Origin of the sequence: Pseudomonas bharatica (assembly GCF_048586865.1) — a bacterium.
GTDB lineage: Bacteria > Pseudomonadota > Gammaproteobacteria > Pseudomonadales > Pseudomonadaceae > Aquipseudomonas > Aquipseudomonas bharatica.
In genome coordinates this window covers 15,881-39,894 of the sequence record NZ_JBMAWR010000013.1, presented here as the reverse complement: position 1 = coordinate 39,894, position 24,014 = coordinate 15,881, and the positions used below count along the sequence as shown (strand labels likewise).

Sequence of the window (24,014 nt, the reverse complement as noted above, 5' to 3'; positions counted from 1 at the left end):
CATATTCAGAGGATCCAGCTATGAGTAGCGGACGTATCGTTCAAATCATCGGCGCCGTCATCGACGTGGAATTTCCACGTGACGTCGTTCCGAATGTCTATAGCGCGCTGAAAGTTCAAGGCGCAGAAACCACTCTGGAAGTTCAGCAGCAGCTGGGCGACGGCGTGGTTCGTACCATTGCGATGGGTTCGACCGAAGGCCTGAAGCGCGGTCTGGACGTTGTCGACACCAAGGCTCCTATCTCGGTACCGGTCGGTAAAGCGACCCTGGGCCGGATCATGGACGTCCTCGGCAACCCGATCGACGAAGCTGGTCCGATCGGCGAAGAAGAGCGCTGGGGTATTCACCGCGCCGCTCCTTCCTTCGCTGACCAGGCAGGCGGCAACGACCTGCTGGAAACCGGCATCAAGGTTATCGACCTGGTCTGCCCGTTCGCCAAGGGCGGTAAAGTCGGTCTGTTCGGTGGTGCCGGTGTCGGCAAGACCGTAAACATGATGGAACTGATCCGTAACATCGCCATCGAGCACAGCGGTTACTCCGTGTTCGCCGGTGTGGGTGAGCGTACTCGTGAGGGTAACGACTTCTACCACGAGATGAAGGACTCCAACGTTCTCGACAAGGTAGCGCTGGTCTACGGTCAGATGAACGAGCCACCAGGAAACCGTCTGCGCGTAGCGCTGACCGGCCTGACCATGGCCGAGAAGTTCCGTGACGAAGGTAACGACGTTCTGCTGTTCGTCGACAACATCTATCGTTACACCCTGGCCGGTACCGAAGTATCCGCACTGCTGGGCCGTATGCCTTCGGCAGTAGGTTACCAGCCGACCCTGGCTGAAGAGATGGGCGTGCTGCAAGAGCGCATCACTTCGACCAAGGAAGGTTCGATCACCTCGATCCAGGCCGTATACGTACCTGCGGACGACCTGACCGACCCGTCGCCAGCGACCACCTTCGCCCACCTTGACGCTACCGTCGTACTGTCCCGTGACATCGCTTCCCTGGGTATCTACCCGGCGGTAGACCCACTGGACTCGACTTCCCGTCAGCTGGATCCGCTGGTGATCGGTACCGAGCACTACGAGACCGCTCGTGGCGTTCAGTACGTTCTGCAGCGCTACAAGGAGCTGAAGGACATCATCGCGATCCTGGGTATGGACGAGCTGTCCGAGACCGACAAGCAACTGGTTGCCCGTGCTCGTAAGATCCAGCGCTTCCTGTCCCAGCCGTTCTTCGTGGCAGAAGTCTTCACCGGTTCTCCAGGCAAATACGTTTCCCTGAAAGACACCATCGCTGGCTTCAGCGGCATCCTCAAAGGTGACTACGACCACCTGCCAGAACAAGCGTTCTACATGGTCGGCAGCATCGACGAAGCGATCGAGAAAGCCAAGAAACTGTAATCCCGGCGCCCCGAAAGGGGCGCTAATCAGGTCGAGGCAAGCAAATGGCTATGACAGTCCATTGCGATATCGTCAGCGCGGAAGGAGAAATCTTTTCCGGTCTGGTCGAGATGTTGGTAGCTCACGGCAACCTGGGTGATCTTGGTATCGCTCCAGGCCACGCGCCGCTGATCACCAATCTCAAGCCAGGTCCGATCACGCTGACCAAGCAGGGTGGCGCGCAGGAGGTGTTCTACATCTCCGGTGGTTTCCTTGAGGTCCAGCCGAGCATGGTCAAGGTTCTCGCCGATACCGTGCAACGTGCAGGTGACCTGGACGAAGCCCAGGCGCTGGAAGCGGTGAAAGCTGCTGAAAATGCCCTGAACACCAAAGGCGCGGATTTTGATTACACCGCCGCCGCCGCACGTCTGGCCGAGGCCGCAGCGCAGCTGCGTACCGTCCAGCAGATGCGCCGCGGGAAATAATTGGCCTCGGTCATTCATTTCCAACGCGATTGAGTTAAAGGGTAGCCTCGGCTACCCTTTTTCTTTTTCCGCATTCTTCTCCCGGTCACAGCGCTGACCACCCAGGATTGGTAGCCAGTCAATGTCTCTCGATATCGTTATTCTCGCCGCAGGCCAAGGCACGCGCATGCGTTCCGCGTTGCCCAAGGTACTCCACCCGGTCGCCGGCGATTCCATGCTCGGCCATGTTATCCACAGCGCCCGTCAGCTCCAGCCACAGGGCATCCATGTGGTAATCGGCCATGGCGCTGAACTGGTACGTGAACGCCTGGCGGCGGACGATCTGAATTTCGTGCTTCAGGACAAACAACTGGGCACCGGCCACGCTGTCGCCCAGGCCCTGCCGGCGCTGAGCGCCGACACCGTGCTGATCCTCTACGGCGATGTACCCCTGATCGAGGTCGAGACCTTGCAGCGCCTGTTGGCCAAGGTCAATGACCAGCAACTCGGCCTGCTCACCGTGACCCTCGACGACCCGACCGGCTATGGCCGTATCGTCCGGGACGCTGCCGGCAAGGTTACCGCCATCGTCGAGCACAAGGACGCCAGCGATGTGCAGAAGGCTATCCGCGAAGGCAACACCGGCATTCTCGCCGTCCCGGGCAAGCGTCTTGCCGATTGGCTGGGGCGCTTGTCCAACGACAACGCCCAGGGCGAGTACTACCTGACCGATGTCATCGCCATGGCCGTGGCCGACGGCCTGGTGGTCGCCACTGAACAACCGCTGGACCCGATGGAAGTGCAGGGCGCCAACGACCGCCGCCAATTGGCCGAGCTGGAGCGTCACTACCAGTTCCGCGAAGCCCGCCGTCTGATGGCGCTCGGCGTGACCTTGCGTGACCCGGCGCGTTTCGATGTGCGTGGTGAAGTGACCGTTGGCCGCGACGTACTCATCGACATCAACGTGATCCTCGAAGGCCGGGTGATCATCGAGGACGACGTGCAGATCGGTGCGAACTGCGTGATCAGGAACACCACCCTGCGCAAGGGGGCCGTGGTCAAGGCCAACAGCCATCTGGACGGTGCGGTGATGGGCGAGGGCAGCGATGCCGGTCCGTTCGCCCGCCTGCGTCCGGGCAGTGTGCTGGAAGCCCGGGCCCATGTGGGTAACTTCGTCGAGCTGAAGAACGCGCATCTGGGCGAAGGCGCCAAGGCCGGTCACCTGACCTATCTGGGCGATGCCGAGATCGGCGCACGTACCAACATCGGTGCCGGCACCATCACTTGCAACTACGATGGCGCGAACAAGTTCAAGACCATTCTCGGCGAGGATGTGTTCATCGGTTCGAACAACTCCCTGGTCGCCCCTGTGGATATCGGTGCAGGTGCCACCACTGCGGCCGGTTCGACCATCGTACAGAACGTCGATGCCGCTCAATTGGCCGTTGGTCGTGCCCGCCAGCGCAACATCGATGGCTGGAAACGGCCTGAGAAGATCAAGAAAACCTGAGTTATACACAGCTTGAAAAAGGCCGACTGTGCATTGTGCATAAGTCGGCCTTTTTCGTTTGTGCTGAACCTGTGGATAACATGAAAATGCTGGCCTCGTCGCCTTTTGTCGAATTCCCGCTTGACCGAATGAAAGATTCAGGTTTTGATTGCCGCAATTATCTTTCGAAACGAAACTTAAGCGCGAATGTCGAAACGAAACACTCCCCAGCGGCGCCATAACATTCTTGCCCTGCTCAATGAACAGGGCGAGGTGAGCGTGGATGAGCTGGCCAGGCGTTTCGAAACTTCCGAAGTCACCATCCGCAAGGATCTGGCGGCCCTCGAAAGCAATGGTCTACTGCTTCGCCGCTATGGTGGGGCGGTTACCATGCCCCAGGAACTGATCGCCGATCAGGCCCAGCCCGTCTCCCAGTACAAGAAAGCCATCGCCCGCGCGGCTGTCGCGCGGATCCGCGAGCATGCGCGGATCATCATCGACAGTGGCAGCACCACCGCCGCGATGATCCCGGAGCTTGGCCTTCAGCCTGGCCTGGTGGTCATGACCAATTCCTTGAATGTCGCACGCGCCCTGAGCGAGTTGGAGCACGAGCCGGTACTGCTGATGACGGGCGGTACCTGGGACCCGCATTCCGAATCCTTCCAGGGCCAGGTTGCCGAACAGGTCCTGCGTTCCTACGACTTCGACCAGCTGTTTATCGGCGCCGATGGCATCGACCTGGTCCGCGGCACTACTACTTTCAATGAGTTGCTCGGTCTGAGCCGGGTCATGGCGGAGGTGGCCCGGGAAGTGATCGTGATGGTCGAGTCGGACAAGGTTGGACGCAAGATTCCCAACCTCGAGCTGCCCTGGAGCAGCGTGAACACCCTTATTACCGATGAACGCCTGCCTCGCGAGGCACGCGAACAGATTGAAGCCCGCGGCATCAACGTGATTTGTGCCGCTATCAGCCAGGAGCATTGACTATGTGTGGAATCGTTGGCGCGGTCGCCGAGCGCAATATCACCGCCATTCTGATCGAAGGCCTCAAGCGTCTTGAGTACCGTGGCTATGACAGCGCCGGTCTCGCGGTCTTCACCCAGCAGGGCACCCTTGAACGTCGCCGCCGTATCGGCAAGGTCAGCGAGCTGCAGGCCGCCGTGGCCGCCGATCCGCTGGTGGGCCAGTTGGGCATCGCCCACACCCGCTGGGCCACACACGGTGCACCGACCGAAAACAATGCCCACCCACATTTTTCCGGCAACGAGCTGGCGGTGGTGCACAACGGCATCATCGAGAACCATGAAGTCCTGCGCGAAAACCTGAAATCCCTGGGCTACGTGTTCAGCTCGGAAACCGATACCGAGGTGATCGTTCACCTGCTGCACCACACTCTGAAAACCGTTCCGGACCTGGCCGACGCGCTGAAGGCAGTGGTCAAGCAACTGCACGGCGCTTACGGCCTGGCCGTGATCAGCGCCAAGCAGCCTGATCGCCTGGTTGCGGCGCGCAGCGGCAGCCCGCTGGTGATCGGCCTGGGCCTGGGCGAAAACTTCCTGGCCTCCGACCAATTGGCCTTGCGCCAGGTCACCGACCGCTTCATGTACCTTGAAGAAGGCGATATCGCCGAGATCCAGCGCGAACAGGTGCGCATCTGGGACACCAACGGCAACGCCGTGCAGCGTGAAGTGGTGCAATACCACGAAGGCGCCGAGGCCGCTGACAAGGGTGAATACCGCCACTTCATGCTCAAGGAAATCCATGAGCAGCCAACCGTTGTCCAGCGCACCCTCGAAGGCCGCCTGGGTGCTGACCATGTCATGGTCCAGGCTTTCGGTCCGAAAGCCGCAGAGCTTTTCGCCAAGGTACGCAATGTCCAGATCGTCGCTTGCGGCACCAGCTATCACGCCGGCATGGTTGCCCGTTACTGGCTGGAAGAGCTGGCCGGCATTCCCTGCCAGGTCGAAGTCGCCAGCGAGTTCCGCTACCGCAAGGTAGTGGTACAGCCCGACACCCTGTTCGTCTCCATCTCCCAGTCCGGCGAAACCGCCGACACCCTCGCTGCCCTGCGCAACGCCAAGGAACTGGGCTTCCTCGGCAGCCTGGCGATCTGCAACGTTGGCATCAGCTCGCTGGTGCGTGAATCCGACCTGACCCTGCTGACCCTGGCCGGCCCGGAAATCGGCGTGGCCTCGACCAAGGCCTTCACCACCCAGTTGGTGTCCCTGATGTTGCTGACCCTGGCACTGGGTCAGGTTCGTGGCACCTTGGGTGCAGGCGTCGAAGCCGAGCTGGTCGAGCAATTGCGTCGCCTGCCGGTGCGCCTGGGCGAAGCCCTGGCGATGGATTCCACCGTGGAGAAAATTTCCGAACTCTTCGCCGACAAGCACCACACCCTGTTCCTGGGCCGCGGCGCGCAGTTCCCGGTAGCGATGGAAGGCGCCCTGAAGCTCAAGGAAATCTCCTACATCCACGCCGAAGCCTACCCGGCGGGCGAGCTGAAGCACGGCCCGCTGGCATTGGTGGATGACGACATGCCGGTGGTCACCGTCGCGCCGAACAACGAACTGCTGGAAAAGCTCAAGTCCAACCTGCAGGAAGTCCGTGCACGGGGTGGTCAGTTGGTGGTCTTCGCCGACGAGCAGGCAGGGATGAGCAATGGCGAGGGTACCCACGTGATTGCCATGCCTCATATTGCCGATGCGCTGGCGCCAATCCTGTACACCATCCCGCTGCAGCTGCTGTCGTACTACGTGGCGGTGCTCAAGGGTACTGACGTTGATCAGCCGCGCAACCTGGCGAAATCGGTCACGGTCGAGTAAGCCAATAGTTGCATTCGGAAAGCCGCTTCCCCGAAGCGGCTTTTTTGCATGAAAAGCAATCGGCCGAACACGCCGCTTGAATTCAGAGACAACCTAGCGCGAGGTCTTCACCTGCAGAACCTCGGTGTAGATCGCATCGACCGTCTGGCCCTCCTTCAGGTTTTTCATCCTTGCCTGCAGCTCGGGGTTTTCGACTTTGACCACGGCGACCTTGCCTTCCGGCGGCAGCAGCGTCACTTCATGGTTCTTCAGGTCGATATGGGTGATCTTCGAGGTTACTTTCACCTGGCGTACCGCTTCGCCGCCAGGGTTGGGGTTGTCCTTGGTGGCGCGCACGGTCATGGCTTCGTCGGTGACCTTTGGCGCGCCCCCGACCTTGGTATCAAGAACGTAGGCAACCGCGCGGGACACCTTGATGTTCACCGTGTCGCCGACTTTCAGATTGTGCAGGTCCTTGGCCTGCTCAGTGAGTTGCACCTTTACCGGACTGTTGTCGGTGTCTGCGATCGTGACTATCCGGTTGGGCACATCCACCGCCAGTACCTTGGTGGTGATCTCGCCTTCGATGGCTTTGCTGCCCAGCGGGATGTCGACCGCGTGAGCGGTGGAAAGGACGCTACCCAGAGCAACCACGTACGCTAGAGAACGAATGATTTTCATCGCCTGATTTCCATGTTGGCTAACGAATTTTTTCCTGATGCTTCACGCACCCGGGCAAGCATAGCCATTGCACGTCGAACTGCTGCGAGGCGAGGCGATCTGCCGCACAAAACGCGTTGAAACAGACAAGAATGTGTCCTGTCCACACGATCAGCTTTGCCGGAAACCCCGTAGATTCGGGGGTATGAGGCCGTTTCGGTGCCTTGCGCAGGGGGCATCAAGTTGCCATTCTGCGTCTTGCTGAATCGTTCAGCAGAGCGCTTGCCTCGCCCTCGAGCAGCGCAAAACAGATCCTGTATCCCTTGGGCCCGCTTGTGGCACGTCGTATCGGAAGCCATCGAATGAATATAAGAAAGAAGCTGACGTGTGCATTTGGCGTAATCGCCGTGATTCCCGTGGCCTTGATCGCTTGTCTGGTGGTTTACAACCTCAACCAGCAGGCCCGTGAAGGCTTTGTGGAAACCTCGAGCCGGGAAATCCGGCAGATCGATAACACGGTGAATGTCTTCCTCGATTCCATCGCGCAGAACGTCACGCAGTGGGCGGACGATCCGTTGATCGTCAACGCCAGGGATCTGAAGATCTACAGCAGCGACAATGCGCCGGCTACGCCGCTACCCCAGGCCAACCGTGTGCTTCTGGAACATTTCACGCGCTATGCCAAGGCGCATCCGACGACTGCTTTCGTTTCGTATGCCCGCAACGATGACGGCAGCTATGCCTCGTGGCCCGATGAGCCGGGGCTGAAGAACTACGAGCCGCGCAAGCGCCCGTGGTACCAGTTGGGGATCGCCAATCCCGGCAAGGTCATGCGGACCAGTGCCTACCTGTGGGGTAGTCAGCCGCTGATCTGTACCGTACGCACGGTGCACGGAGCCAATGGCGAAGTGCTCGGCGTGATGGGTATCGACGTATCGCTGGAACAGCTGGCCGGCTTCATCGGCAAGACCAAGCTGGGAGAAAGCGGCTACCTGATGCTGGTCGAAGACACCGGTGCGGTGCTGGTGGACCCGAGCAATCCGGGCAATGCCTTCAAGCAGCTCAAGGAGCTGGGCGGCGATTACGCGCTGCTGGGCAACACCGCCAAGGGCCTGATCGAGGTGGAACTGGGCGGCAAGCACTATATGGCCAACGTCTGGACTTCACCCACCCTGGGCTGGCGCTTCATCGGCCTGATCGAAAAAAGCGAAGTGATGGCCGACGTTACCAGCCTGACCTGGACCATCGTTGCCATCGCCCTGGTACTGGCGCTGCTGTTTGCGGTGGTTGGTGCGACCTTCTCGAATCTGATCGTCAACCCGATCAAGGGCGTTGCCGACAGCCTCGAGGATATCGCCCAGGGCGAGGGCGACCTGACCCGCTCCCTGCAAGTGAAAGGCAACGATGAAACCGCAGCGCTGGCCGGCTGGTTCAACCAGTTCGTCGAGCGCATCCGCTCGTTGGTTCAGCGTATTGGCCATGCTTCCGCCGACTTGCAGACTGCCTCGGAGACCAACAGCCAGGTCGCCTCGAACATGGGTGATGCGACCGGCCGCCAGCGCCAGGCGGTGGAACTGGTGTCCACGGCGTTCAACGAGATGGTCGCCACGGCCAACGAAGTGGCCAGGTCGTGCAGCCATGCGGCGACCTCCGCCGATGCCGGCCAGCGCCATGTCAGCGCCGGCCAGCAGCAGATCGAGCAGGCCACCAGCAGCGTCGCGCGCCTGAGCGAGAACCTGTTGCAGGCGACCGAGGCCATGCAGGCGTTGGAAAAGGAAAGCCAGGACATCAACACCATTCTCGGTACCATCCGCTCGATCGCCGAACAGACCAACCTGCTGGCGCTCAACGCAGCCATCGAAGCGGCGCGGGCCGGCGAGCAAGGGCGTGGTTTTGCCGTGGTGGCGGATGAAGTGCGGGCACTGGCCAAGCGCACTGCCGACTCCACCGGAGAAATCGATGGCTTGCTGGGTGGCCTGGCGCGGCGGGCGCAGGATGTCACCCAACAGATGCACAGCAGTCTGGAAATGTCGCAGCAGAGTGTCAGTTCGATCCGCGAGGCGCGGGACAGTTTCGAGGATATCCGGACTTCGGTGGATGCCATCCGCGACCAGAGCAATCAGATCGCCACGGCGGCGGAAGAGCAGCACCAGGTGGCCGAGGACATCAACCACCACATCATCCAGATCCAGGCGGATGCACAGTTGATCGAGCAACTGGCAGGGACGGCACAGGCGGACTCGCAACAGTTGAAGGCGTTGTCGCAGGAGTTCGGCAGCCTGGTGTCCCGGTTCAGGACCTGATTTCCCGGTTGTCAGCACAGGCCTCATCGCTGGCAGGCCAGCTCCCACAATTTCCCTGTGGGAGCTGGCTTGCCAGCGATGAGGCCGGTACAGGCACCCCGGCTATCAGATCTGCATCGCCATCCCGTCCACGTTCATCGCCGCCTGGCGCAGCGCTTCGGAGCGGGTCGGGTGCGGGTGGCAGATCAGCGCGATGTCTTCCGCCGACGCGGCAAATTCCATCGCTACGCAATATTCGCCGATCATCTCGCTGACGCTTGGCCCGACAAGGTGCACGCCCAGCACCTCATCGGTATTGGCGTCGGCGATGACCTTGGCGAAGCCTTCGGTTTCGTGGTTGATCTTGGCCCGGCTGTTGGCGAGGAACGGGAACTTGCCGACCTTGTAGGCACGGCCCTCGGCTTTCAGTTGTTCTTCGGTCTTGCCGACGGTGGCCAGTTCAGGCTTGGTGTAGATCACCCCGGGAATCAGGCCGTAGTTCACCTGGTGCGGCTTGCCATGGATCAGTTCGATGCAGGCGATGGCCTCATCCTCGGCCTTGTGCGCGAGCATCGGTCCGGACGTGACGTCGCCGATCACCCAGATGCCCGGTACCTGTGTGCGATGCCCCTGGTTTTCCAGCATGCCGCGCTTATCGGTGTGCAGACCGACGCTTTCCAGGCCCAGACCCTGGGTATACGGGCGACGACCGATGGCGACCAGCACGTAGTCCGCCTGCAGGGTTTGCGCTTCGCCGCCGGCGGCGGGTTCCAGGGTCAGGCTGACGCTATCGGCCGAAGGCGTGGCCTGGGTCACCTTGCTGCCCAGCTTGAAGCTCATGCCTTGCTTGGCCAGGGAGCGCTGGAGCGTCTTGGCGGTTTCTTCATCGATGCCCGGGCAGATGCGGTCGAGGTATTCGATCACGGTCACTTCGGCACCGAGGCGGCGCCACACCGAGCCCAGTTCGAGGCCGATCACCCCGGCACCAATAACCACCAGGTGCTTGGGTACTTCCGGCAGCGACAGGGCGCCGGTGGAGTCGATGATGCGCTGGTTGTCGATGGTCACGCCGGGCAGGGGCGTGGGTTCGGAACCCGTGGCGATAACGATGTCCTTGGCCTGGTACTCGCTGACGTTGCCCTCTGCGTCGCTGACCTTGACCTTGCCAACGCCGTCCAGCTTGCCCCAGCCCTTGATCCAGTCGACCTTGTTCTTGCGGAACAGGAACTCGATGCCCTTGGTGAGGCCGGTCACGCTTTCATCCTTCTGCTTCATCATTTGCGCCAGGTTCAGGCTCGGCTTGACCTCGATACCGAGGTGACCGAGTTCGCCACTGGCAGCGGCCTCATAGAGTTCGGATGCATGCAGCAACGCCTTGGAAGGCATGCAGCCAACGTTCAGGCAGGTACCGCCGAGGGTAGCGCGACCTTCTATGCAGGCCACGCTCAGGCCCAGCTGGCCAGCGCGAATGGCGGCGTTGTAGCCGCCGGGGCCACCACCGATGATGATGACATCGTAGTTTTTCATTGTTGTGCTCCCGGATGAAGAATCGACTGGCGCCAAGGTTAATGGCTCGTGTTGAGTTTTGTATACAATTTGAGGTTGTTTCTGTAGCGAAAGCCTTTCGATAGCCTCCGACTATGGTCTCGATAGCCGGAAAGATCCTGCGTATGAACTACCCTGATCCGTTGACGTCCATCTGTATAAATGGGGAGGCTCACTCATGCATGCGCAACTCTCGGTTCTGCAAAGCCTGCATCTTCCACTCCGTCTGCGTCTCTGGGACGGCCATGAGTTCGATCTGGGCCCGCAGCCCCAGGTCACCATTATGCTCAAGGACCCGGCGCTCATCAGCCAGTTGACCCATCCGGGCCTGGACGATCTGGGCTCGGCGTTCGTCGAAGGCAAGCTTGAACTGGAAGGGGCCATGAGCGAGGTCATCCGCTTGTGCGATCAACTCAGCGAGGCGCTGCTCAAGGACGAAGAGGAAGCGCTGCCGGTGCGCAGCGAGCATGACAAGGCCACCGACGCGGCGGCCATTTCCTACCATTACGACCTCTCCAACGAGTTCTACCAGTTGTGGCTCGACCGCGACATGGCCTACTCCTGTGCGTATTTCAAGACTCCTGAGGATAGCCTCGACCAGGCCCAGCAGAACAAATTCGATCATCTATGCCGCAAGCTGCGCCTGCAGCCCGGCGATTACTTGCTGGATGTCGGTTGTGGCTGGGGCGGGCTGGCGCGTTTTGCCGCGCGCGAGTATGGGGCCAGGGTGTTCGGCATCACCCTGAGCAAGGAGCAGCTCAAGCTCGGGCGTGAGCGGGTGGCGGCGGAAGGCCTGGAGAAGCAGGTCGATCTGCAGATCCTCGACTACCGCGATCTGCCCCAGGATGGTCGCTTCGACAAGGTGGTCAGCGTCGGCATGTTCGAACATGTCGGCCACGCCAATCTGCAACTGTATTGCCAGCGCCTGTTCGGTGCGGTGCGTGAGGGTGGCCTGGTGATGAACCACGGCATCACGGCCAAGCACATTGACGGCCGCCCGGTCGGCCGCGGGGCTGGCAACTTCATCGAGCGCTACGTCTTCCCGCATGGCGAGCTGCCACACCTGTCGATGATCAGCGGCTTCGTCAGCGAAGCAGGGCTGGAAGTGGTGGACGTTGAGAGCCTGCGCCTGCATTACGCACGGACCCTGAAATTCTGGAGTGATAACCTCGAAGGCAATCTCGACAAGGCTGCGGCCATGGTCCCGGAAAAAGCCCTGCGGATCTGGCGCCTCTACCTGGCTGGTTGTTCCTATGCCTTCTCTCGCGGCTGGATCAATCTGCACCAGATCCTCGCGGTCAAACCCAAGGCCGACGGCAGCCATGATCTGCCACTGACCCGCGAAGACCTCTACCGCTGATCACAGAATGGGTGAAATCAGCCGAGCGATGCGCATCCCCAGCTGTTGCAGGCGATGCGTGTCGCGGCTGTCTTCCAGCGTGATTTCGCGGGATTGTTCGAAATCCTCGAGCAGCATGCTTTCCACGGTGCCGGCAAAGCCTGGATCGATGGTTACCAAGGTGATCTCGAAGTTCAGGCGGAACGAGCGGTTGTCCAGGTTGGCACTGCCGATAGCGGCGACGTCGTCGTCCACCAGCATGACTTTCTGATGCAGGAAACCGGGCTGGTAACGGAACATGCGTACCCCGGCGCGCACCGCTTCGAAGGCGAACAGGCTTGAGGCCGCATAGACGATGCGGTGGTCGGGGCGCGCTGGAATCAGGATGCGCACATCCACGCCGCGCATCACGGCCAGCCGCAGCGAGGCGAATACCGCCTCGTCGGGGATGAAGTAGGGGCTGGTGATCCATACCCGATGTTGTGCCGCCTGGATCGCATCGACGAAAAACAGCGAGCAGGTTTCCTGCGGATCTGCCGGCCCGCTGGCCAGCACCTGACAGAGTACGCCGTTGTCCGGATAGGTTTCCGGAAGGATCAGGGGCGGCAATTTCCGTGCGGCCCAGTACCAGTCTTCGGCAAAGGATTCCTGAAGGCAGGCCAGCACCGGGCCGGTCACTTGCACATGGGTATCGCGCCAGGGCGATAGCGGCATCCTGGCGCCAAGGTACTCGTCGCCGACGTTGTGCCCGCCGAGAAAACCCTGCACACCGTCCACCACGACGATCTTGCGATGGTTACGGAAATTGACCTGGAAACGATTGAACCAGCCGCGCTTGGTAGCGAACGCGCGAATCTCCACGCCACCCTCGCGCAGGCTCTGGCTGTACCTGGCGGGCAGGGCATGGCTGCCTACCCGGTCGTAAAGCACATAGATCTTTACGCCTTCGGCGGCCTTCCTCAGCAGCAGGTCATGCAGGCGTCGGCCGAGCAGGTCGTCATGGATGATGAAGAACTGCACCAGCACGGTATCGCGGGCTTGTTCGATAGCGCTGAAGATGGCATCGAAGGTGGCCTTGCCATTGACCAGAAGACTGACCCGGTTGTTTGCCAAGCATGGCATGCGTCCGAGCTTGCTCAAGGCACGCAGGCCTGCATAGGCCGGCGAATTGCTGGCGGCCAGTGCTTCCTCGACCCAGGGGCGCCAGTTGAGGTCGGCCATGGCAACGTGCATTTCCTGGTTGGCCTGGCGTCGGGCCTGGATATAGGCGTCGAAGGTGCGACTGCCGAATACCAGGTAAGGAATCAGGGTCAGGTAGGGGATGAACAGCAGCGAGAGTGCCCAGGCAATCGAGCCCTGGGCGGTCCGCACGGTGAAAACCGCATGCAGTGCGGCGATGGCACCGATGAAGTGGGTCGCGCCAATCAGGTAGGCGAAGAACTGGGGGCTGTGGTAATCCATACACGTCCTGTGACGTCCGCCAATCAGTCGCCTAACAGAGCATGTTCCGGACTGGTCTTGCAACCCGGACGGCATTTCGACGTCTAAGCCACAGTCCGGCATCGGGCCGGAAATTTTCAGGAGTCATTAGATGAACATTCGTGTATCGGCGCTGGCGCTGCTGATTGGCCTGTCGAGTCCCCTGGTTCAGGCGCAGATGCTGCAACCGGGCCTGTGGGAGCTGACCACCAGCAATATGCAGGTCGATGGCAAACCACTGCCGGACATGGAGTTCATGCTCGGCCAGTTGAAGAACCTGCCGCCGGAACAGCGGGCGATGATGGAAGGCGTGCTGGCCAAGCAGGGCATCACCGTGGCCGGCAAGGGTGTGCGCTCGTGCCTGACCCCCGAGCAGGTAAAGACCGATGACATTCCGCTGCAGGATCCACAGTCCGGTTGCACCCAGCGGATCACCGATCGCAACGGCAAGACCTGGAATTTCGAGTTCAGTTGCCCCAAGGCCCGGGGCACTGGCCAGGCACAATTCCTCAGCGATCGCGAGTTCGTCACCAAGGTGCAAGGTACCTTCAACGCCTCGGGGGTTCAGCAGCAGGGCAGCATGAACACCCGGGCGGTATGGCTCGGAGCAGACTGCGGCACGGTCAAGCCGCGCAGCTAGAACTCGTTCTGCAGGGCCTTGTAGCCCTTCACCAGGTCGATATTGGTATGGGCGACGTCCTCCGAGAATTCCGAGGCGCTGACGCTCACGGGTGGGAACTGGCTCAGGTCGGTGAGGGGGCCGATGCGTGTGGTGGAGGGCACGTAGAAGTTTTCCGGCAGGTCGCGGCCGTCCACCACCGAGTTGTGCCGCACTACGCTGCCATTGCCGACCACGCAGTTGAACAGCACGCTGTTAAAGCCGATGAACACCCGGTCGCCCACCACACATGGGCCATGCACGATGGAGCGGTGGGCGATGGAGGTGAACTCGCCGATGGTCACCGCGGCGCCGGACTTGGAGTGGATCACCACGCCGTCCTGGATATTCGAGTTGCAGCCGATGGTGATCGGCTGCATCGAGCCGCTGTCATCCACCTCGTCGGCACGGATCACCGCGTAGGGGCCGACGAACACGTTCTCGCCAATCACCACCTTGCCGCAGATGATCGCGGTGTGATCGATGTAGGCCGACTCGGCAATGACCGGCAGGTCGCCGGTCGGGTTCTTGCGGATCATCGAGGTCTCTCCGTTCGGTTACCAGTTCCACTGGCTTTGGGCGACAGCATCGTGGGCGTGCAGGCTCTCGGCGTGTTCCACACGCAACTGGAAGCCGGCCACCGCAGGCAGGTGTCGCAATGCCAGGTTGAGGCGCCGTGCGGCGTCCTCGCAGAACATCAGGTTCTGCCCGTTAGCCAGGGCGAACGCCTGTTCGTCGGCGCGCTTCACTGCCGTTTGCACGGCGGTACCCAAGGCGGCTTCGGCCTGATCGATCAATTCCCGAACGGGTAGCTCATTGCAGCCCTTCTTCAAGCGTATCCGTAGTTTCGCCGTGCTGCGCTGGCTGTGGGGCGTGGCGACGATCCCTTGCGGACTGCCGAGCCAGCTCAACACTTCTTCGTGGCTCAGGCTGCGATTGGCGAAATCGCTGAGGAACTGCTGTTGAATCAACTGTCTGGCTAGCGCGGCCGAGCAGGGGCAGGTCGAGGAATAGGCCACGTCGGCAGATAGTTCCACGTGGAACATTTCATCGGAGAGCTTCGCTTCGATGACCAGCGGATAGCGCTTGTGGCCCGATTCGGAGCTGACCAGCGCTGATCGCTCAAGCTGTACATCGAAGCGCAAGGTCAGGTAAGCGCAGGTGGACAACCCCTCATGGCTGTCGAGGAACTGTTGCAGCACCCGGCGGATCAGCGACACCGACAGCGCTTCATCCTTGAAAGCAGACAAGGCCAGGTACAACCGCGACATATGAATGCCGCGAGAGGAGCCATCGGCCAGATCGACGCCGGCATCTGCCATGGCCTGGAGGCTGAGTTGATCAAGACGGATCGGCAGGGCGATCCCGCACATGCCGACCCAGTCCAGTGGCAGGGATTGTCCGCTGGCCTGGGCGGCGATATCGGGGAGAGTCAGGGCGGTCATGTTGCGAACCATCGGCAAGAAAGTCGCAATACGTTACATTATAACAATTCGATTGCCAGCATTTTTTCCACCGCTTCACTGACAGCCATTCAGGCGATTGCAGCGCAGGCTGAAGCGCTGACCGCTGGAACTGGAAACGCGGTTGAGGGTGGTCCAGCCTACCCTGCGGCTGTAGCCCACCCAGGCCTCGCCGTCGCTGGCGATACCGGTATAGAAATTCAGCAGGCCATAGCGACTGGTGGTCTGCGCCCAGCGGCGGCCGCTCGGGGCGTCGTAGCCGCGCAAGTAAATGGTGCCGCCTTGGGTCTGCACACCGTAGTAGCTGCCCTGGCGGTCGTCACAGGCCAGCAGATTGGCGCTACGCGTGCAGTTGGCCAGTTCGACGCTGGGCATGGCCTGGGCGCCGCCGACGGTGCACAGCAGGGTTATCCACAGGCCGCGCTTGAATGACTTCATGAACATCTCTTCACCCTTGAACCCATGGATGGCGGACAGGCGGTTGGCTAAAGTGCATTGTTATAATATAACATTCCACCAAAGCATCGTTCGAATGCACTTTGCCGCCCTGATGAGGAACCGCGCCATGTCCGATCGTCTTCCCGTAACCGTGCTGTCCGGCTTCCTTGGTGCCGGCAAGAGCACGGTGCTCAATCATGTGCTGCGCAACCGCGACAATCTGCGGGTGGCGGTCATCGTCAACGATATGAGCGTGATCAATATCGACGCCACCGAGGTGCAGCGCAACGTCAGCCTTAACCGCACCGAAGAAAAACTGGTCGAGATGAGCAACGGCTGCATCTGCTGCACCTTGCGCGAAGACCTGCTGGAAGAAGTCGGCCGCCTCGCTGCCGAAGGCCGATTCGATTACCTCCTCATTGAATCTACCGGCATCGCCGAGCCATTGCCGGTGGCCGAGACCTTCACCTTCCGCGATGAACAGGGCCGCAGCCTGGCCGAAATGGCCCGTCTCGACACCATGGTCACCGTGGTCGATGGCCTGAACTTCCTGCGCGACTATCAAGCCGCTGAAAGCCTCGCGTCCCGTGGTGAAACCCTCGGCGAAGACGACGAGCGCTCGATCAGCGACCTGCTGATCGACCAGGTGGAATTCGCCGACGTCATCCTCCTCAGCAAGATCGATCTGATCAGCAGCCACGAGCGCGAAGAGCTCAGCGCCATCCTTCGCCGCCTCAATGCCCATGCGCGCATCGTGCCGATGGTGATGGGCCAGGTGGACCTCAAGGAGATCCTCGATACCGGCCTGTTCGATTTCGACCGCGCCGCCAGTGCGCCGGGCTGGTTGCAGGAGTTGCGTGGCGAACACGTCCCGGAAACCGAGGAATACGGCATCGCCGCCAGCACCTGGCAGGCCCGCCGGCCCCTGCACCCGCAGCGCTTCTTCGATTTTATCCACAGGCCCTGGGAGAACGGCCGCCTACTGCGTTCCAAGGGCTTCTTCTGGCTGGCCAGCAAGTACCAGGAAGCCGGCAGTTGGTCGCAGGCCGGCGGCATGATGCGGCATGGCTTTGCCGGACGCTGGTGGCGCTTCGTGCCCAAGGCCCACTGGCCGCAGGATCAGGAAAGTACCGCAGCGATCCTTAAGCAGTGGGACCCGGAATGCGGTGATTGCCGCCAGGAACTGGTCTTTATCGGCCAGCATATCGATGTTGCGCGCCTGCATGCCGAACTGGACGCCTGCCTGTTGAACGACGACGAAATGGCCCTGGGCGCCACCCATTGGCTGCGCCTGCCGGATCCGTTCGGCGCCTGGCACGATGAAGAGGAGGTCGCCTGATGCAGCTTGCCGAGACGCTGGTGCCTGTACGCCAGGCCTTCGGCGAGACGCCGAAGGTGCTGACCGAAGCCTTGCAGGACGGGGTCAACCTGGCGGTCTGGCAGCGCCGGCTGCCGGCGCATATCGAGGATTTCGCCCGCTTGCTGCTGTCGCTCGGCGAGCCGCTGGCCGATGCACGCACCCTGGAGATCGGCAAGGATGGTGAAGTACCCACGCTGGACGGGGTCGCCAGCGCCTACGCCGACCTGGCTGGCTATGAAGGCTTTGTCGCCGACCTGAGGTGGTTGGTCGGCGCCTACGCCTGCCTGCTCGATGCGCGTAGCGTCGGTTTGCGCTTGAGGGTGCTGGATGGCGCCATGTGCCCGCGTTTCCATGTCGATCATGTGTCGCTGCGGCTGATCACCACCTATGCCGGCCCGGCCAGCGAATGGCTGGAGGAAGGCGTGACCAATCGCCGCCGCCTGGCGCAGGAGGAGGTCGATCCGGCGCATATACGGCACCTGGCCTGCGGTGATGTGGCCTTGCTCAAGGGCGAGAAGTGGCTGGGCAACGAGGGCGCCGGGCTGGTGCATCGTTCGCCGTCGCCGGTCAATGGCGAGCGTCGTCTGATCCTGACCCTTGACTGGCTGGCCTGAGTCCGGAGCATAGTGGTAACGATTCCCCGACCAGACTGCGCCTATGCTGCATAACATTCCGACCCATCTGATTGCCGGCCCGCTTGGCGCCGGCAAGACCAGCCTGATCCGCCACTTGCTCGGCCAGCGCCCGGCCAACGAACGCTGGGCGGTGCTGATCAATGAATTCGGCCAGATCGGCCTCGACGCGGCATTGCTCAGTAGCGACGACGATGGCGTGAGCATGGGCGAGGTGGCGGGTGGCTGCCTCTGCTGTGTGAACGGTGCGCCCTTTCAGGTAGGGCTGGGTCGCTTGCTGCGCAAGGCGCGGCCGGACCGGGTGTTTATCGAACCTTCCGGCCTTGGGCACCCGGCTCAGGTGCTGGCGCAGTTAAGGTCGCCGCCATGGACCGGTGTGCTGGCGGTGCAGCCTGCGGTGCTGGTGCTGGATGCGCAAGCAATGGCGACGGGAGCCAGATTGCCAGAGGCGCAGAAACAGGCGCTGGCCGATGCCGGCCTGCTGGTCATGAACAAGGCCTGCGGGGTGGATGAAGCGAGTCGCCTGTGGATAACCTCGACCTTGCCAAAAGTACCGCTTTGCTGGGTCGACCACGGCCGGATTTCCCTGTCGCAGCTACCGATTAGCAATGGCGCCGCCACGGAAAAAGGCGCTGTGGATAACCTTATCCCTGTCGGAACAGCTTCCATTCCAGCCCTGTGGACAGATTCGCGGCAGCCTTTGTGCAGTTATCAACAGGGGGCAGAAGGCTGGAGCATCGGCTGGCGCTTTCATCCACAGCAAGTTCTGGACATCGGCCAGTTGCAGGCATTCCTCGAAGGTCAGGAGTGGCGCCGGGCCAAGATGGTTATCCACAGCGTGCAGGGCTGGCGCTCGGCCAACGCCCTCGGGGGCCAGCGGCTGGTCTGGGAGGAGAGCGCCTGGCGGCGCGATTCGCGGATCGAGCTGATTTTCCACGAACCCCAGGATCATGCGGCTTTGGAGCGGGGGATGCTGGCCTGCCGCACGCCTGTGGATCACTGACGCCAGCGGTTGTGTTCCTGGCGCCACTGTTTCATTTCGATCACATTGTCGCCATGCACCGGCGGCTTGATCTCGAACGGATAGGGCGCCAGTTCGATCTGTACGCTGTGGGCGCCGAACTGGGTGACCGTGCCCGGATGGCGTTGCTCGCCGGTCACGGTGAATTCGAAGGCGTAGACCCGGGCCAGACGCTTGCGACCGTTGGCATCGCGGAGGAAGGCGATCTTCTTCAACGCCACGGCACCGTCGAGCAATTCGAGGTCGAGCTTGGCGCAATGCTGCTTGACCCTTTCCAGGGCCTTTTCCCGCAATCCGTGGTTATGCCACAGCCAGGCGCCCGCCGTGGCCAGGACCATCAACACCAGGATGTTTTCGAGGGTAACCATCTACACGTGCTCCAACGAGGTGTGCCAGCTTAACTGCCACCCCGGCCTGTCGTACAGGTGGCATTTGGCGCCATACTGCGCGCCTTGTTTGTCATTTCATTGCTTTGGACGTCCCGCATGAAACGCACACCGCACCTGCTTGCGATCCAGTCCCACGTCGTGTTCGGCCACGCCGGCAATAGCGCCGCAGTGTTTCCGATGCAGCGGGTCGGGGTGAATGTCTGGCCACTCAATACCGTGCAGTTTTCCAACCACACTCAGTATGGCCAGTGGACGGGTGAAGTGCTTGCTCCGGAGCAAATTCCTGCGTTGGTGGAAGGGATTAGCAATATCGGTGAGCTAGGCAATTGCGACGCAGTTCTATCGGTTTATCTCGGCAGTGCCGACCAGGGCCGGGCGATCCTCAGCGTGGTGCAGCGGGTCAAGCAGGCGAACCCGCGAGCGCTGTACCTGTGCGACCCGGTGATGGGGCATCCGGAAAAGGGTTGCATCGTGCCTGCGCAGGTCAGCGAGTTTCTGCTCGAGGAAGCCGTTGCCGCAGCCGACCTGCTGTGCCCGAACCAGTTGGAGCTGGACAGCTTTGCCGGGCGGCGTGCGCAGTCGCTGGAGGATTGTGTCGGCATGGCCCGCGAGCTGTTGGGCCGTGGGCCGAAGATGGTGCTGGTCAAGCACCTGGCCTATGCCGGAAAGAATCCGGACGATTTCGAAATGCTGCTGGTGACCGCCGAGGGCAGTTGGCACTTGCAACGGCCGTTGCTGGCGTTCCCGCGGCAGCCGGTGGGCGTGGGGGATCTGACGGCGGGGTTGTTCCTGGCCCGGTTGCTGCTCGGGGACGAGCCGGTCGTTGCTTTCGAGTTCACCGCGGCGGCGGTGCATGAAGTGCTGCTGGAAACCCAGGCCTGCGGCAGCTATGAGCTGGAAGTGGTGCGAGCGCAGGACCGCATCGTCCACCCGCGGCTGCGCTTCGAAGCACTTAAACTCTGAACGCCACGGATCTCCTCTGCTGCTAATGGCCTCATCGCCGGCAACGCCGGCTCCCACAGGGTCCGCGGCGCTGCCGAACCTGTGGGAGCTGGCGTTGCCAGCGATTGGCCCGGACAGACAACATCATTGCCCGGGCCTCACAGGGTTCATCAGACCGTGTCGCTCTCGGTCTTCAGTTCCTGATAGCGCTTTTCCAGCTCCTGGCGGATCAAGCGGCGCTGCTTGCCCTGCAGGAAGCGGCGCTTTTCCTCGCCGGTCTGCGGCTGGCGCGGCGGTACGGCTACCGGCTTGCGATCATCGTCCACCGCGACCATGGTGAAGAAGCAACTGTTGCTGTGACGCACCGAGCGCTCGCGAATGTTCTCGGTCACCACCTTGATGCCTACCTCCATCGAGGTGTTGCCGGTGTAGTTGACCGAGGCCAGGAAGGTGACCAGCTCGCCGACATGCACCGGTTCGCGAAACACCACCTGGTCCACCGACAGGGTCACCACGTAGCGACCGGCATACCGGCTGGCGCAGGCATAAGCCACTTCGTCGAGATACTTGAGGAGGGTGCCGCCGTGGACATTGCCGGAGAAGTTGGCCATGTCCGGGGTCATCAGGACGGTCATCGACAGTTGGGCGTTTCCGGGTTCCATAGTGTGCTCACGGTGAGATTGCGCTGAGGCGGGGCGGCGCGCTGCTCGCGCTTCTTCCCCCATGTGGGTTGCCATCTTGAAACGGGACGCTGACCGCATGCCTGTCGTCACGTGATTCATGCCATTTGCGACGAGGAAAGTGCCGATCTGTTTCTACATATTGCACAGCCTTTTCGCCCATGGCGTCGATGTTAACCTGCGTGGACGGCCCTGCAATCAGGCCGTTTCCTACATTTAATTCAGAAATTTCCGCGGCTCAACCAGATCTGACGGCTGAGCTGCGCTTTGGTCTTCGTCGTGGAGTAAGGAGCGTCCCGCCGTGCATGCCATCAGCTTTATCCAGGATCTGGCGGTGATCATGCTGGTTGCCGGTGTGGTCACCATTCTTTTTCATCGTCTTAAACAGCCCGTGGTGCTTGGCTACATCGTCGCCGGCTTCATCATCGGCCCCCACACACCACCTTTCGGTCTGATCCACGACGAAGATACGATCAAGACCCTGGCTGAGCTCGGGGTGATCTTCCTGATGTTCTGCCTGGGTCTTGAGTTCAGCCTCGGCAAGCTGTTCAAGGTGGGCGCGACCGCGTTCATCGCGGCCTTCCTGGAAATCGTCCTGATGATCTGGATCGGTTTCGAGATCGGTCGCTGGTTTGGCTGGAGCACCATGGATTCGTTGTTCCTCGGCGCGATCCTGGCGATTTCCTCGACCACCATCATCGTCAAGGCACTCAACGACCTGAAGATGAAGAACGAGCGCTTCGCGCAACTTATCTTCGGCGTACTGATCGTCGAGGACATCCTTGGCATCGGCATCATCGCCCTGCTTTCCGGCATCGCCGTGAGCGGTACGGTCAGTTCAGGCGAAGTCTTCTCCACGGTCGGCAAGCTGTCGCTGTTCATGATCGTCGCGCTGGTGGTGGGCATTCTCCTGGTACCGCGGCTGCTGGCCTACGTGGCCAGGTTCGAAAGTAACGAGATGCTGCTGATCACCGTGCTCGGCCTGTGCTTCGGCTTCTGCCTGTTGGTGGTCAAGCTGGAATACAGCATGGTCCTGGGGGCGTTCCTGATTGGCGCGATCATGGCCGAGTCGCGTCAGTTGATGAAGATCGAACGCCTGATCGAGCCGGTTCGCGACATGTTCAGTGCGATCTTCTTTGTGGCCATCGGCCTGATGATCGACCCGAACGTACTGGTGGAATACATCTGGCCGATCGTGGTGATCACCATTGCCGTGGTGCTGGGCAAGATGCTCTCCTGCGGCATGGGCGCCTTTATCGCCGGTAACGATGGACGCACCTCGCTGCGGGTCGGGATGGGTCTTTCGCAGATTGGCGAGTTCTCCTTCATCATTGCCGCCCTGGGCATGACCCTGCAGGTCACCAGCGACTTTCTCTACCCGGTGGCCGTGGCGGTTTCCGCCATTACCACCTTGCTCACCCCCTACCTGATCCGTGCCGCCGATCCGCTGTCGCTGAAGCTGGCGAAGGTGGTGCCGAGCCGTCTGTCACGGGTGCTGTCGCTGTACGGCGAGTGGCTGCGCAGCATCCAGCCGCAAGGCGAGGGGGCGATGCTGGCCTCGATGATCCGGCGCATCCTTCTGCAGGTCGGGGTGAACCTGGCATTGGTGGTGGCGATCTTCTTCAGCGGCGGTTACTTCGCCGCGCAGATTGGTGACTACCTGAGTGACTGGCTCACCGATGTCGGCCAGCAGAAAGCACTGATCTGGGGCTTGGCGCTGCTGCTGTCGCTGCCGTTCCTGATCGCGGCCTATCGCAAGCTCAAGGCACTGTCGATGCTGCTGGCGGAGATGGGCGTCAAGCCGGAGATGGCCGGGCGACATACCCAGCGCGTGCGCCGGGTGATTGCCGAAGTGATCCCGCTGATCTCGCTGCTGGTGATCTTCCTGCTGCTTTCGGCACTGTCGGCGAGCATCCTGCCGACCAGCGAGCTGTTGTTGCTGATCGGTGTAGTGGCCGCCGGAGTGGTGGCGTTGCTATGGCGCTGGTTTATCCGGGTGCATACCAAAATGCAGATCGCATTGCTGGAAACCCTGGAAAACCAGAAGGAGCACCATCACTGAGGTGCGCAGCGCAGTGGCTTGTAACGCCACTGCGCCCAGGCTTCGGTCCAGCCATTGGCATGGTCCACGCCGGGCAGGCGGATGACTTCCATGCAATCCGCCGGGCCAAGGGTGCGGCGGTAATGCTGGTAGAGGATCGGCGGTACGGTGCGGTCTTCGAACCCGATGAAATGCCGCTGGGCCACATGGCGCAGGCGTTCGGCGCGGTCCAGCGGCTCCAGCGAACCGCTCAGGGGGGTCAGGTCCAGCGATTGTGCCCATTGTCGCGGGCTAAGGTTGCCGGCCAGGGTCTGCACCACCGCAATATCGTTACGCTGAGCGGCCAGCAGCAGGGCCAGGGCAGCGCCGCCGGAATAGCCGATCAGTTCGAAATCCCGATTGCCATATTGCCGGCGCACCTCGTTCAACGCCTGATCCAGGCTGTCGAGCACGGCCTGGCTGAAGCGCTGGTCGGTCCAGACCTGGGTGTTGCAGGCCGGAGCGCTGACGAACTGACAGGGGCGGGCAAGATAGAGGCTGGGTTGCGGGTCGGTCACGGCCAGGCGGGCCATGAGCAGGTTCTGCGGGCTTGGGTCCAGGCTCGGTTGTGAAGGCGTGGCCCAGGCATGGCCATCACCTTCCAGGTAGATGCGCAGTCGGGCGCTGCCAGGTTTGACCGACGGTACGCTCATCGCCAACGGGAAGGTCCGGGTGGGCTGGATGCTGACCTGGTGAGCGTTCTGGCTGCTGAGCTGTTGGAGCTGGGTCATGGGGGACTGGCAGCCGGAGAGCAGGAGCAGGGCGAGGGGCAGGAGATATCGGTTTGACATCCAGATCTCTTGGGGCCGCTTTGCGACCCTTCGCGGTCCCAGAAATAGGCTTCATGTGCGAGCGGGACGAATGTCCGAGGGGATGGAGCGGTAGCGGCCCGCCACGCACAGGAAGGCGTGGCGAT

At 61.5% G+C, this 24,014-nt stretch carries 22 protein-coding genes and 1 pseudogene; 14 read left to right on the top strand and 9 right to left on the bottom strand.

What is annotated here, in order from left to right; all coding sequences use genetic code 11:
- The first annotated feature begins 20 nt into the window (after positions 1-20).
- From atpD to glmS, 5 genes are all read left to right on the top strand, one after another.
- The gene (gene atpD, locus ACKLLE_RS15865) at positions 21-1,397 is read left to right on the top strand and encodes a F0F1 ATP synthase subunit beta (RefSeq protein ID WP_009402520.1); all 1,377 of its coding nucleotides are present in this window, start codon (positions 21-23) and stop codon (positions 1,395-1,397) included.
- 44 nt (positions 1,398-1,441) lie between these two features.
- Positions 1,442-1,861, top strand: a complete 420-nt coding sequence (locus tag ACKLLE_RS15860; protein WP_064302158.1) for a F0F1 ATP synthase subunit epsilon — start codon at positions 1,442-1,444, stop codon at positions 1,859-1,861.
- Positions 1,862-1,982: 121 nt separating this feature from the next.
- On the top strand, positions 1,983-3,350 hold the full coding sequence (gene glmU / locus ACKLLE_RS15855) for a bifunctional UDP-N-acetylglucosamine diphosphorylase/glucosamine-1-phosphate N-acetyltransferase GlmU (RefSeq protein ID WP_064302159.1): 1,368 nt from the start codon (positions 1,983-1,985) through the stop codon (positions 3,348-3,350).
- Between the two features lie 186 nt (positions 3,351-3,536).
- Positions 3,537-4,313 carry a DeoR/GlpR family DNA-binding transcription regulator gene (locus ACKLLE_RS15850; protein WP_420058490.1) on the top strand — a complete coding sequence of 259 codons (777 nt, stop codon included), beginning with the start codon at positions 3,537-3,539 and terminating at the stop codon, positions 4,311-4,313.
- A 2-nt stretch (positions 4,314-4,315) separates the two neighbouring features.
- Positions 4,316-6,151, top strand: coding sequence for a glutamine--fructose-6-phosphate transaminase (isomerizing) (gene glmS, locus ACKLLE_RS15845; protein ID WP_009402512.1), 1,836 nt, complete (start codon positions 4,316-4,318; stop codon positions 6,149-6,151).
- 93 nt (positions 6,152-6,244) lie between these two features.
- Here the strand turns inward: glmS and ACKLLE_RS15840 are convergent, their stop codons facing one another.
- Positions 6,245-6,811: a hypothetical protein gene (locus ACKLLE_RS15840; RefSeq protein ID WP_420058489.1), complete on the bottom strand. Its 567-nt coding sequence runs from the start codon at positions 6,809-6,811 to the stop codon at positions 6,245-6,247.
- Between the two features lie 341 nt (positions 6,812-7,152).
- Here ACKLLE_RS15840 and ACKLLE_RS15835 point away from each other — a divergent pair.
- Positions 7,153-8,235: pseudogene (locus ACKLLE_RS15835) on the top strand (cache domain-containing protein); the annotation flags it as partial.
- Between the two features lie 90 nt (positions 8,236-8,325).
- The gene (locus ACKLLE_RS15830; protein ID WP_376699774.1) at positions 8,326-9,093 is read left to right on the top strand and encodes a methyl-accepting chemotaxis protein; all 768 of its coding nucleotides are present in this window, start codon (positions 8,326-8,328) and stop codon (positions 9,091-9,093) included.
- Between the two features lie 105 nt (positions 9,094-9,198).
- Here the strand turns inward: ACKLLE_RS15830 and lpdA are convergent, their stop codons facing one another.
- On the bottom strand, positions 9,199-10,599 hold the full coding sequence (gene lpdA / locus ACKLLE_RS15825) for a dihydrolipoyl dehydrogenase (protein ID WP_420058488.1): 1,401 nt from the start codon (positions 10,597-10,599) through the stop codon (positions 9,199-9,201).
- Positions 10,600-10,795: 196 nt separating this feature from the next.
- Between lpdA and cfaB the strand changes: the two genes are divergently transcribed.
- Entirely contained in the window at positions 10,796-11,977 is a 1,182-nt protein-coding gene (gene cfaB / locus ACKLLE_RS15820) for a C17 cyclopropane fatty acid synthase CfaB (protein WP_279899237.1), read from the top strand.
- Here the strand turns inward: cfaB and cls are convergent, their stop codons facing one another.
- Complete coding sequence (cls, locus tag ACKLLE_RS15815; protein WP_420058487.1) at positions 11,978-13,417, bottom strand: cardiolipin synthase; 1,440 nt, start codon at positions 13,415-13,417, stop codon at positions 11,978-11,980.
- Positions 13,418-13,547: 130 nt separating this feature from the next.
- Between cls and ACKLLE_RS15810 the strand changes: the two genes are divergently transcribed.
- Positions 13,548-14,075 (top strand): DUF3617 domain-containing protein, encoded by a 528-nt coding sequence (locus tag ACKLLE_RS15810; RefSeq protein WP_420058486.1) that lies wholly within the window; start codon positions 13,548-13,550, stop codon positions 14,073-14,075.
- On the opposite strand, the gene ACKLLE_RS15805 is transcribed toward ACKLLE_RS15810, so the two are convergent.
- The 3 genes from ACKLLE_RS15805 to ACKLLE_RS15795 form a co-directional block, all read right to left on the bottom strand.
- Positions 14,072-14,632, bottom strand: coding sequence for a gamma carbonic anhydrase family protein (locus ACKLLE_RS15805; RefSeq protein WP_064302167.1), 561 nt, complete (start codon positions 14,630-14,632; stop codon positions 14,072-14,074). The two genes, ACKLLE_RS15810 and ACKLLE_RS15805, sit on opposite strands and share 4 nt — an antisense overlap.
- A gap of 18 nt (positions 14,633-14,650) precedes the next feature.
- The gene (folE2, locus tag ACKLLE_RS15800) at positions 14,651-15,538 is read right to left on the bottom strand and encodes a GTP cyclohydrolase FolE2 (protein WP_420058484.1); all 888 of its coding nucleotides are present in this window, start codon (positions 15,536-15,538) and stop codon (positions 14,651-14,653) included.
- Between the two features lie 75 nt (positions 15,539-15,613).
- Complete coding sequence (locus ACKLLE_RS15795) at positions 15,614-15,994, bottom strand: glutamine synthetase (RefSeq protein ID WP_420058483.1); 381 nt, start codon at positions 15,992-15,994, stop codon at positions 15,614-15,616.
- A gap of 127 nt (positions 15,995-16,121) precedes the next feature.
- Here ACKLLE_RS15795 and zigA point away from each other — a divergent pair, with 127 nt between their 5' ends.
- Genes zigA through ACKLLE_RS15780 form a run of 3 tightly spaced genes read left to right on the top strand, consistent with a single transcriptional unit; the run spans position 16,122 to position 18,989 of the window.
- Positions 16,122-17,333 carry a zinc metallochaperone GTPase ZigA gene (zigA, locus tag ACKLLE_RS15790; protein ID WP_420058482.1) on the top strand — a complete coding sequence of 404 codons (1,212 nt, stop codon included), beginning with the start codon at positions 16,122-16,124 and terminating at the stop codon, positions 17,331-17,333.
- Complete coding sequence (locus tag ACKLLE_RS15785; protein WP_420058481.1) at positions 17,333-17,968, top strand: DUF1826 domain-containing protein; 636 nt, start codon at positions 17,333-17,335, stop codon at positions 17,966-17,968. Before zigA ends, ACKLLE_RS15785 begins: the two co-directional genes overlap by 1 nt.
- Before the next feature lie 43 nt (positions 17,969-18,011).
- Positions 18,012-18,989 carry a CobW family GTP-binding protein gene (locus tag ACKLLE_RS15780; protein WP_420058480.1) on the top strand — a complete coding sequence of 326 codons (978 nt, stop codon included), beginning with the start codon at positions 18,012-18,014 and terminating at the stop codon, positions 18,987-18,989.
- On the opposite strand, the gene ACKLLE_RS15775 is transcribed toward ACKLLE_RS15780, so the two are convergent.
- Positions 18,983-19,375, bottom strand: a complete 393-nt coding sequence (locus ACKLLE_RS15775; protein ID WP_420058479.1) for a DUF3301 domain-containing protein — start codon at positions 19,373-19,375, stop codon at positions 18,983-18,985. The genes ACKLLE_RS15780 and ACKLLE_RS15775 overlap by 7 nt on opposite strands.
- Before the next feature lie 117 nt (positions 19,376-19,492).
- On the opposite strand from ACKLLE_RS15775, the gene pdxY reads away from it, so the two are divergent.
- Positions 19,493-20,359, top strand: coding sequence for a pyridoxal kinase PdxY (gene pdxY / locus ACKLLE_RS15770; protein ID WP_420058478.1), 867 nt, complete (start codon positions 19,493-19,495; stop codon positions 20,357-20,359).
- Between the two features lie 149 nt (positions 20,360-20,508).
- Here pdxY and ACKLLE_RS15765 read toward each other — a convergent pair whose 3' ends face one another.
- Positions 20,509-21,000 (bottom strand): acyl-CoA thioesterase, encoded by a 492-nt coding sequence (locus ACKLLE_RS15765; protein ID WP_064302173.1) that lies wholly within the window; start codon positions 20,998-21,000, stop codon positions 20,509-20,511.
- Between the two features lie 319 nt (positions 21,001-21,319).
- Between ACKLLE_RS15765 and ACKLLE_RS15760 the strand changes: the two genes are divergently transcribed.
- Positions 21,320-23,080 (top strand): cation:proton antiporter, encoded by a 1,761-nt coding sequence (locus ACKLLE_RS15760; RefSeq protein WP_009402483.1) that lies wholly within the window; start codon positions 21,320-21,322, stop codon positions 23,078-23,080.
- Here the strand turns inward: ACKLLE_RS15760 and ACKLLE_RS15755 are convergent.
- A complete protein-coding gene (locus ACKLLE_RS15755; protein WP_420058477.1) occupies positions 23,074-23,889 on the bottom strand; it encodes an alpha/beta hydrolase in 816 nt (271 codons plus the stop codon). The two genes, ACKLLE_RS15760 and ACKLLE_RS15755, sit on opposite strands and share 7 nt — an antisense overlap.
- Between the last annotated feature and the right edge of the window lie 125 nt (positions 23,890-24,014).

Bases quoted from the DNA above. Each gene is read 5' to 3' on its own strand.
- ACKLLE_RS15805 (WP_064302167.1), bottom strand. From the start codon at position 14,632: ATGATCCGCAAGAACCCGACCGGCGACCTGCCGGTCATTGCCGAGTCG.
- ACKLLE_RS15810 (WP_420058486.1), top strand. From the start codon at position 13,548: ATGAACATTCGTGTATCGGCGCTGGCGCTGCTGATTGGCCTGTCGAGT.
- cfaB (WP_279899237.1), top strand. From the start codon at position 10,796: ATGCATGCGCAACTCTCGGTTCTGCAAAGCCTGCATCTTCCACTCCGT.
- ACKLLE_RS15840 (WP_420058489.1), bottom strand. From the start codon at position 6,811: ATGAAAATCATTCGTTCTCTAGCGTACGTGGTTGCTCTGGGTAGCGTC.
- zigA (WP_420058482.1), top strand. From the start codon at position 16,122: ATGTCCGATCGTCTTCCCGTAACCGTGCTGTCCGGCTTCCTTGGTGCC.
- ACKLLE_RS15775 (WP_420058479.1), bottom strand. From the start codon at position 19,375: ATGGTTACCCTCGAAAACATCCTGGTGTTGATGGTCCTGGCCACGGCG.
- glmU (WP_064302159.1), top strand. From the start codon at position 1,983: ATGTCTCTCGATATCGTTATTCTCGCCGCAGGCCAAGGCACGCGCATG.
- glmS (WP_009402512.1), top strand. From the start codon at position 4,316: ATGTGTGGAATCGTTGGCGCGGTCGCCGAGCGCAATATCACCGCCATT.
- cls (WP_420058487.1), bottom strand. From the start codon at position 13,417: ATGGATTACCACAGCCCCCAGTTCTTCGCCTACCTGATTGGCGCGACC.
- ACKLLE_RS15755 (WP_420058477.1), bottom strand. From the start codon at position 23,889: ATGTCAAACCGATATCTCCTGCCCCTCGCCCTGCTCCTGCTCTCCGGC.
- lpdA (WP_420058488.1), bottom strand. From the start codon at position 10,599: ATGAAAAACTACGATGTCATCATCATCGGTGGTGGCCCCGGCGGCTAC.
- folE2 (WP_420058484.1), bottom strand. From the start codon at position 15,538: ATGACCGCCCTGACTCTCCCCGATATCGCCGCCCAGGCCAGCGGACAA.
- atpD (WP_009402520.1), top strand. From the start codon at position 21: ATGAGTAGCGGACGTATCGTTCAAATCATCGGCGCCGTCATCGACGTG.
- ACKLLE_RS15795 (WP_420058483.1), bottom strand. From the start codon at position 15,994: ATGAAGTCATTCAAGCGCGGCCTGTGGATAACCCTGCTGTGCACCGTC.
- pdxY (WP_420058478.1), top strand. From the start codon at position 19,493: ATGAAACGCACACCGCACCTGCTTGCGATCCAGTCCCACGTCGTGTTC.
- ACKLLE_RS15780 (WP_420058480.1), top strand. From the start codon at position 18,012: ATGCTGCATAACATTCCGACCCATCTGATTGCCGGCCCGCTTGGCGCC.
- ACKLLE_RS15860 (WP_064302158.1), top strand. From the start codon at position 1,442: ATGGCTATGACAGTCCATTGCGATATCGTCAGCGCGGAAGGAGAAATC.
- ACKLLE_RS15850 (WP_420058490.1), top strand. From the start codon at position 3,537: ATGTCGAAACGAAACACTCCCCAGCGGCGCCATAACATTCTTGCCCTG.
- ACKLLE_RS15765 (WP_064302173.1), bottom strand. From the start codon at position 21,000: ATGGAACCCGGAAACGCCCAACTGTCGATGACCGTCCTGATGACCCCG.
- ACKLLE_RS15785 (WP_420058481.1), top strand. From the start codon at position 17,333: ATGCAGCTTGCCGAGACGCTGGTGCCTGTACGCCAGGCCTTCGGCGAG.
- ACKLLE_RS15830 (WP_376699774.1), top strand. From the start codon at position 8,326: ATGGGTGATGCGACCGGCCGCCAGCGCCAGGCGGTGGAACTGGTGTCC.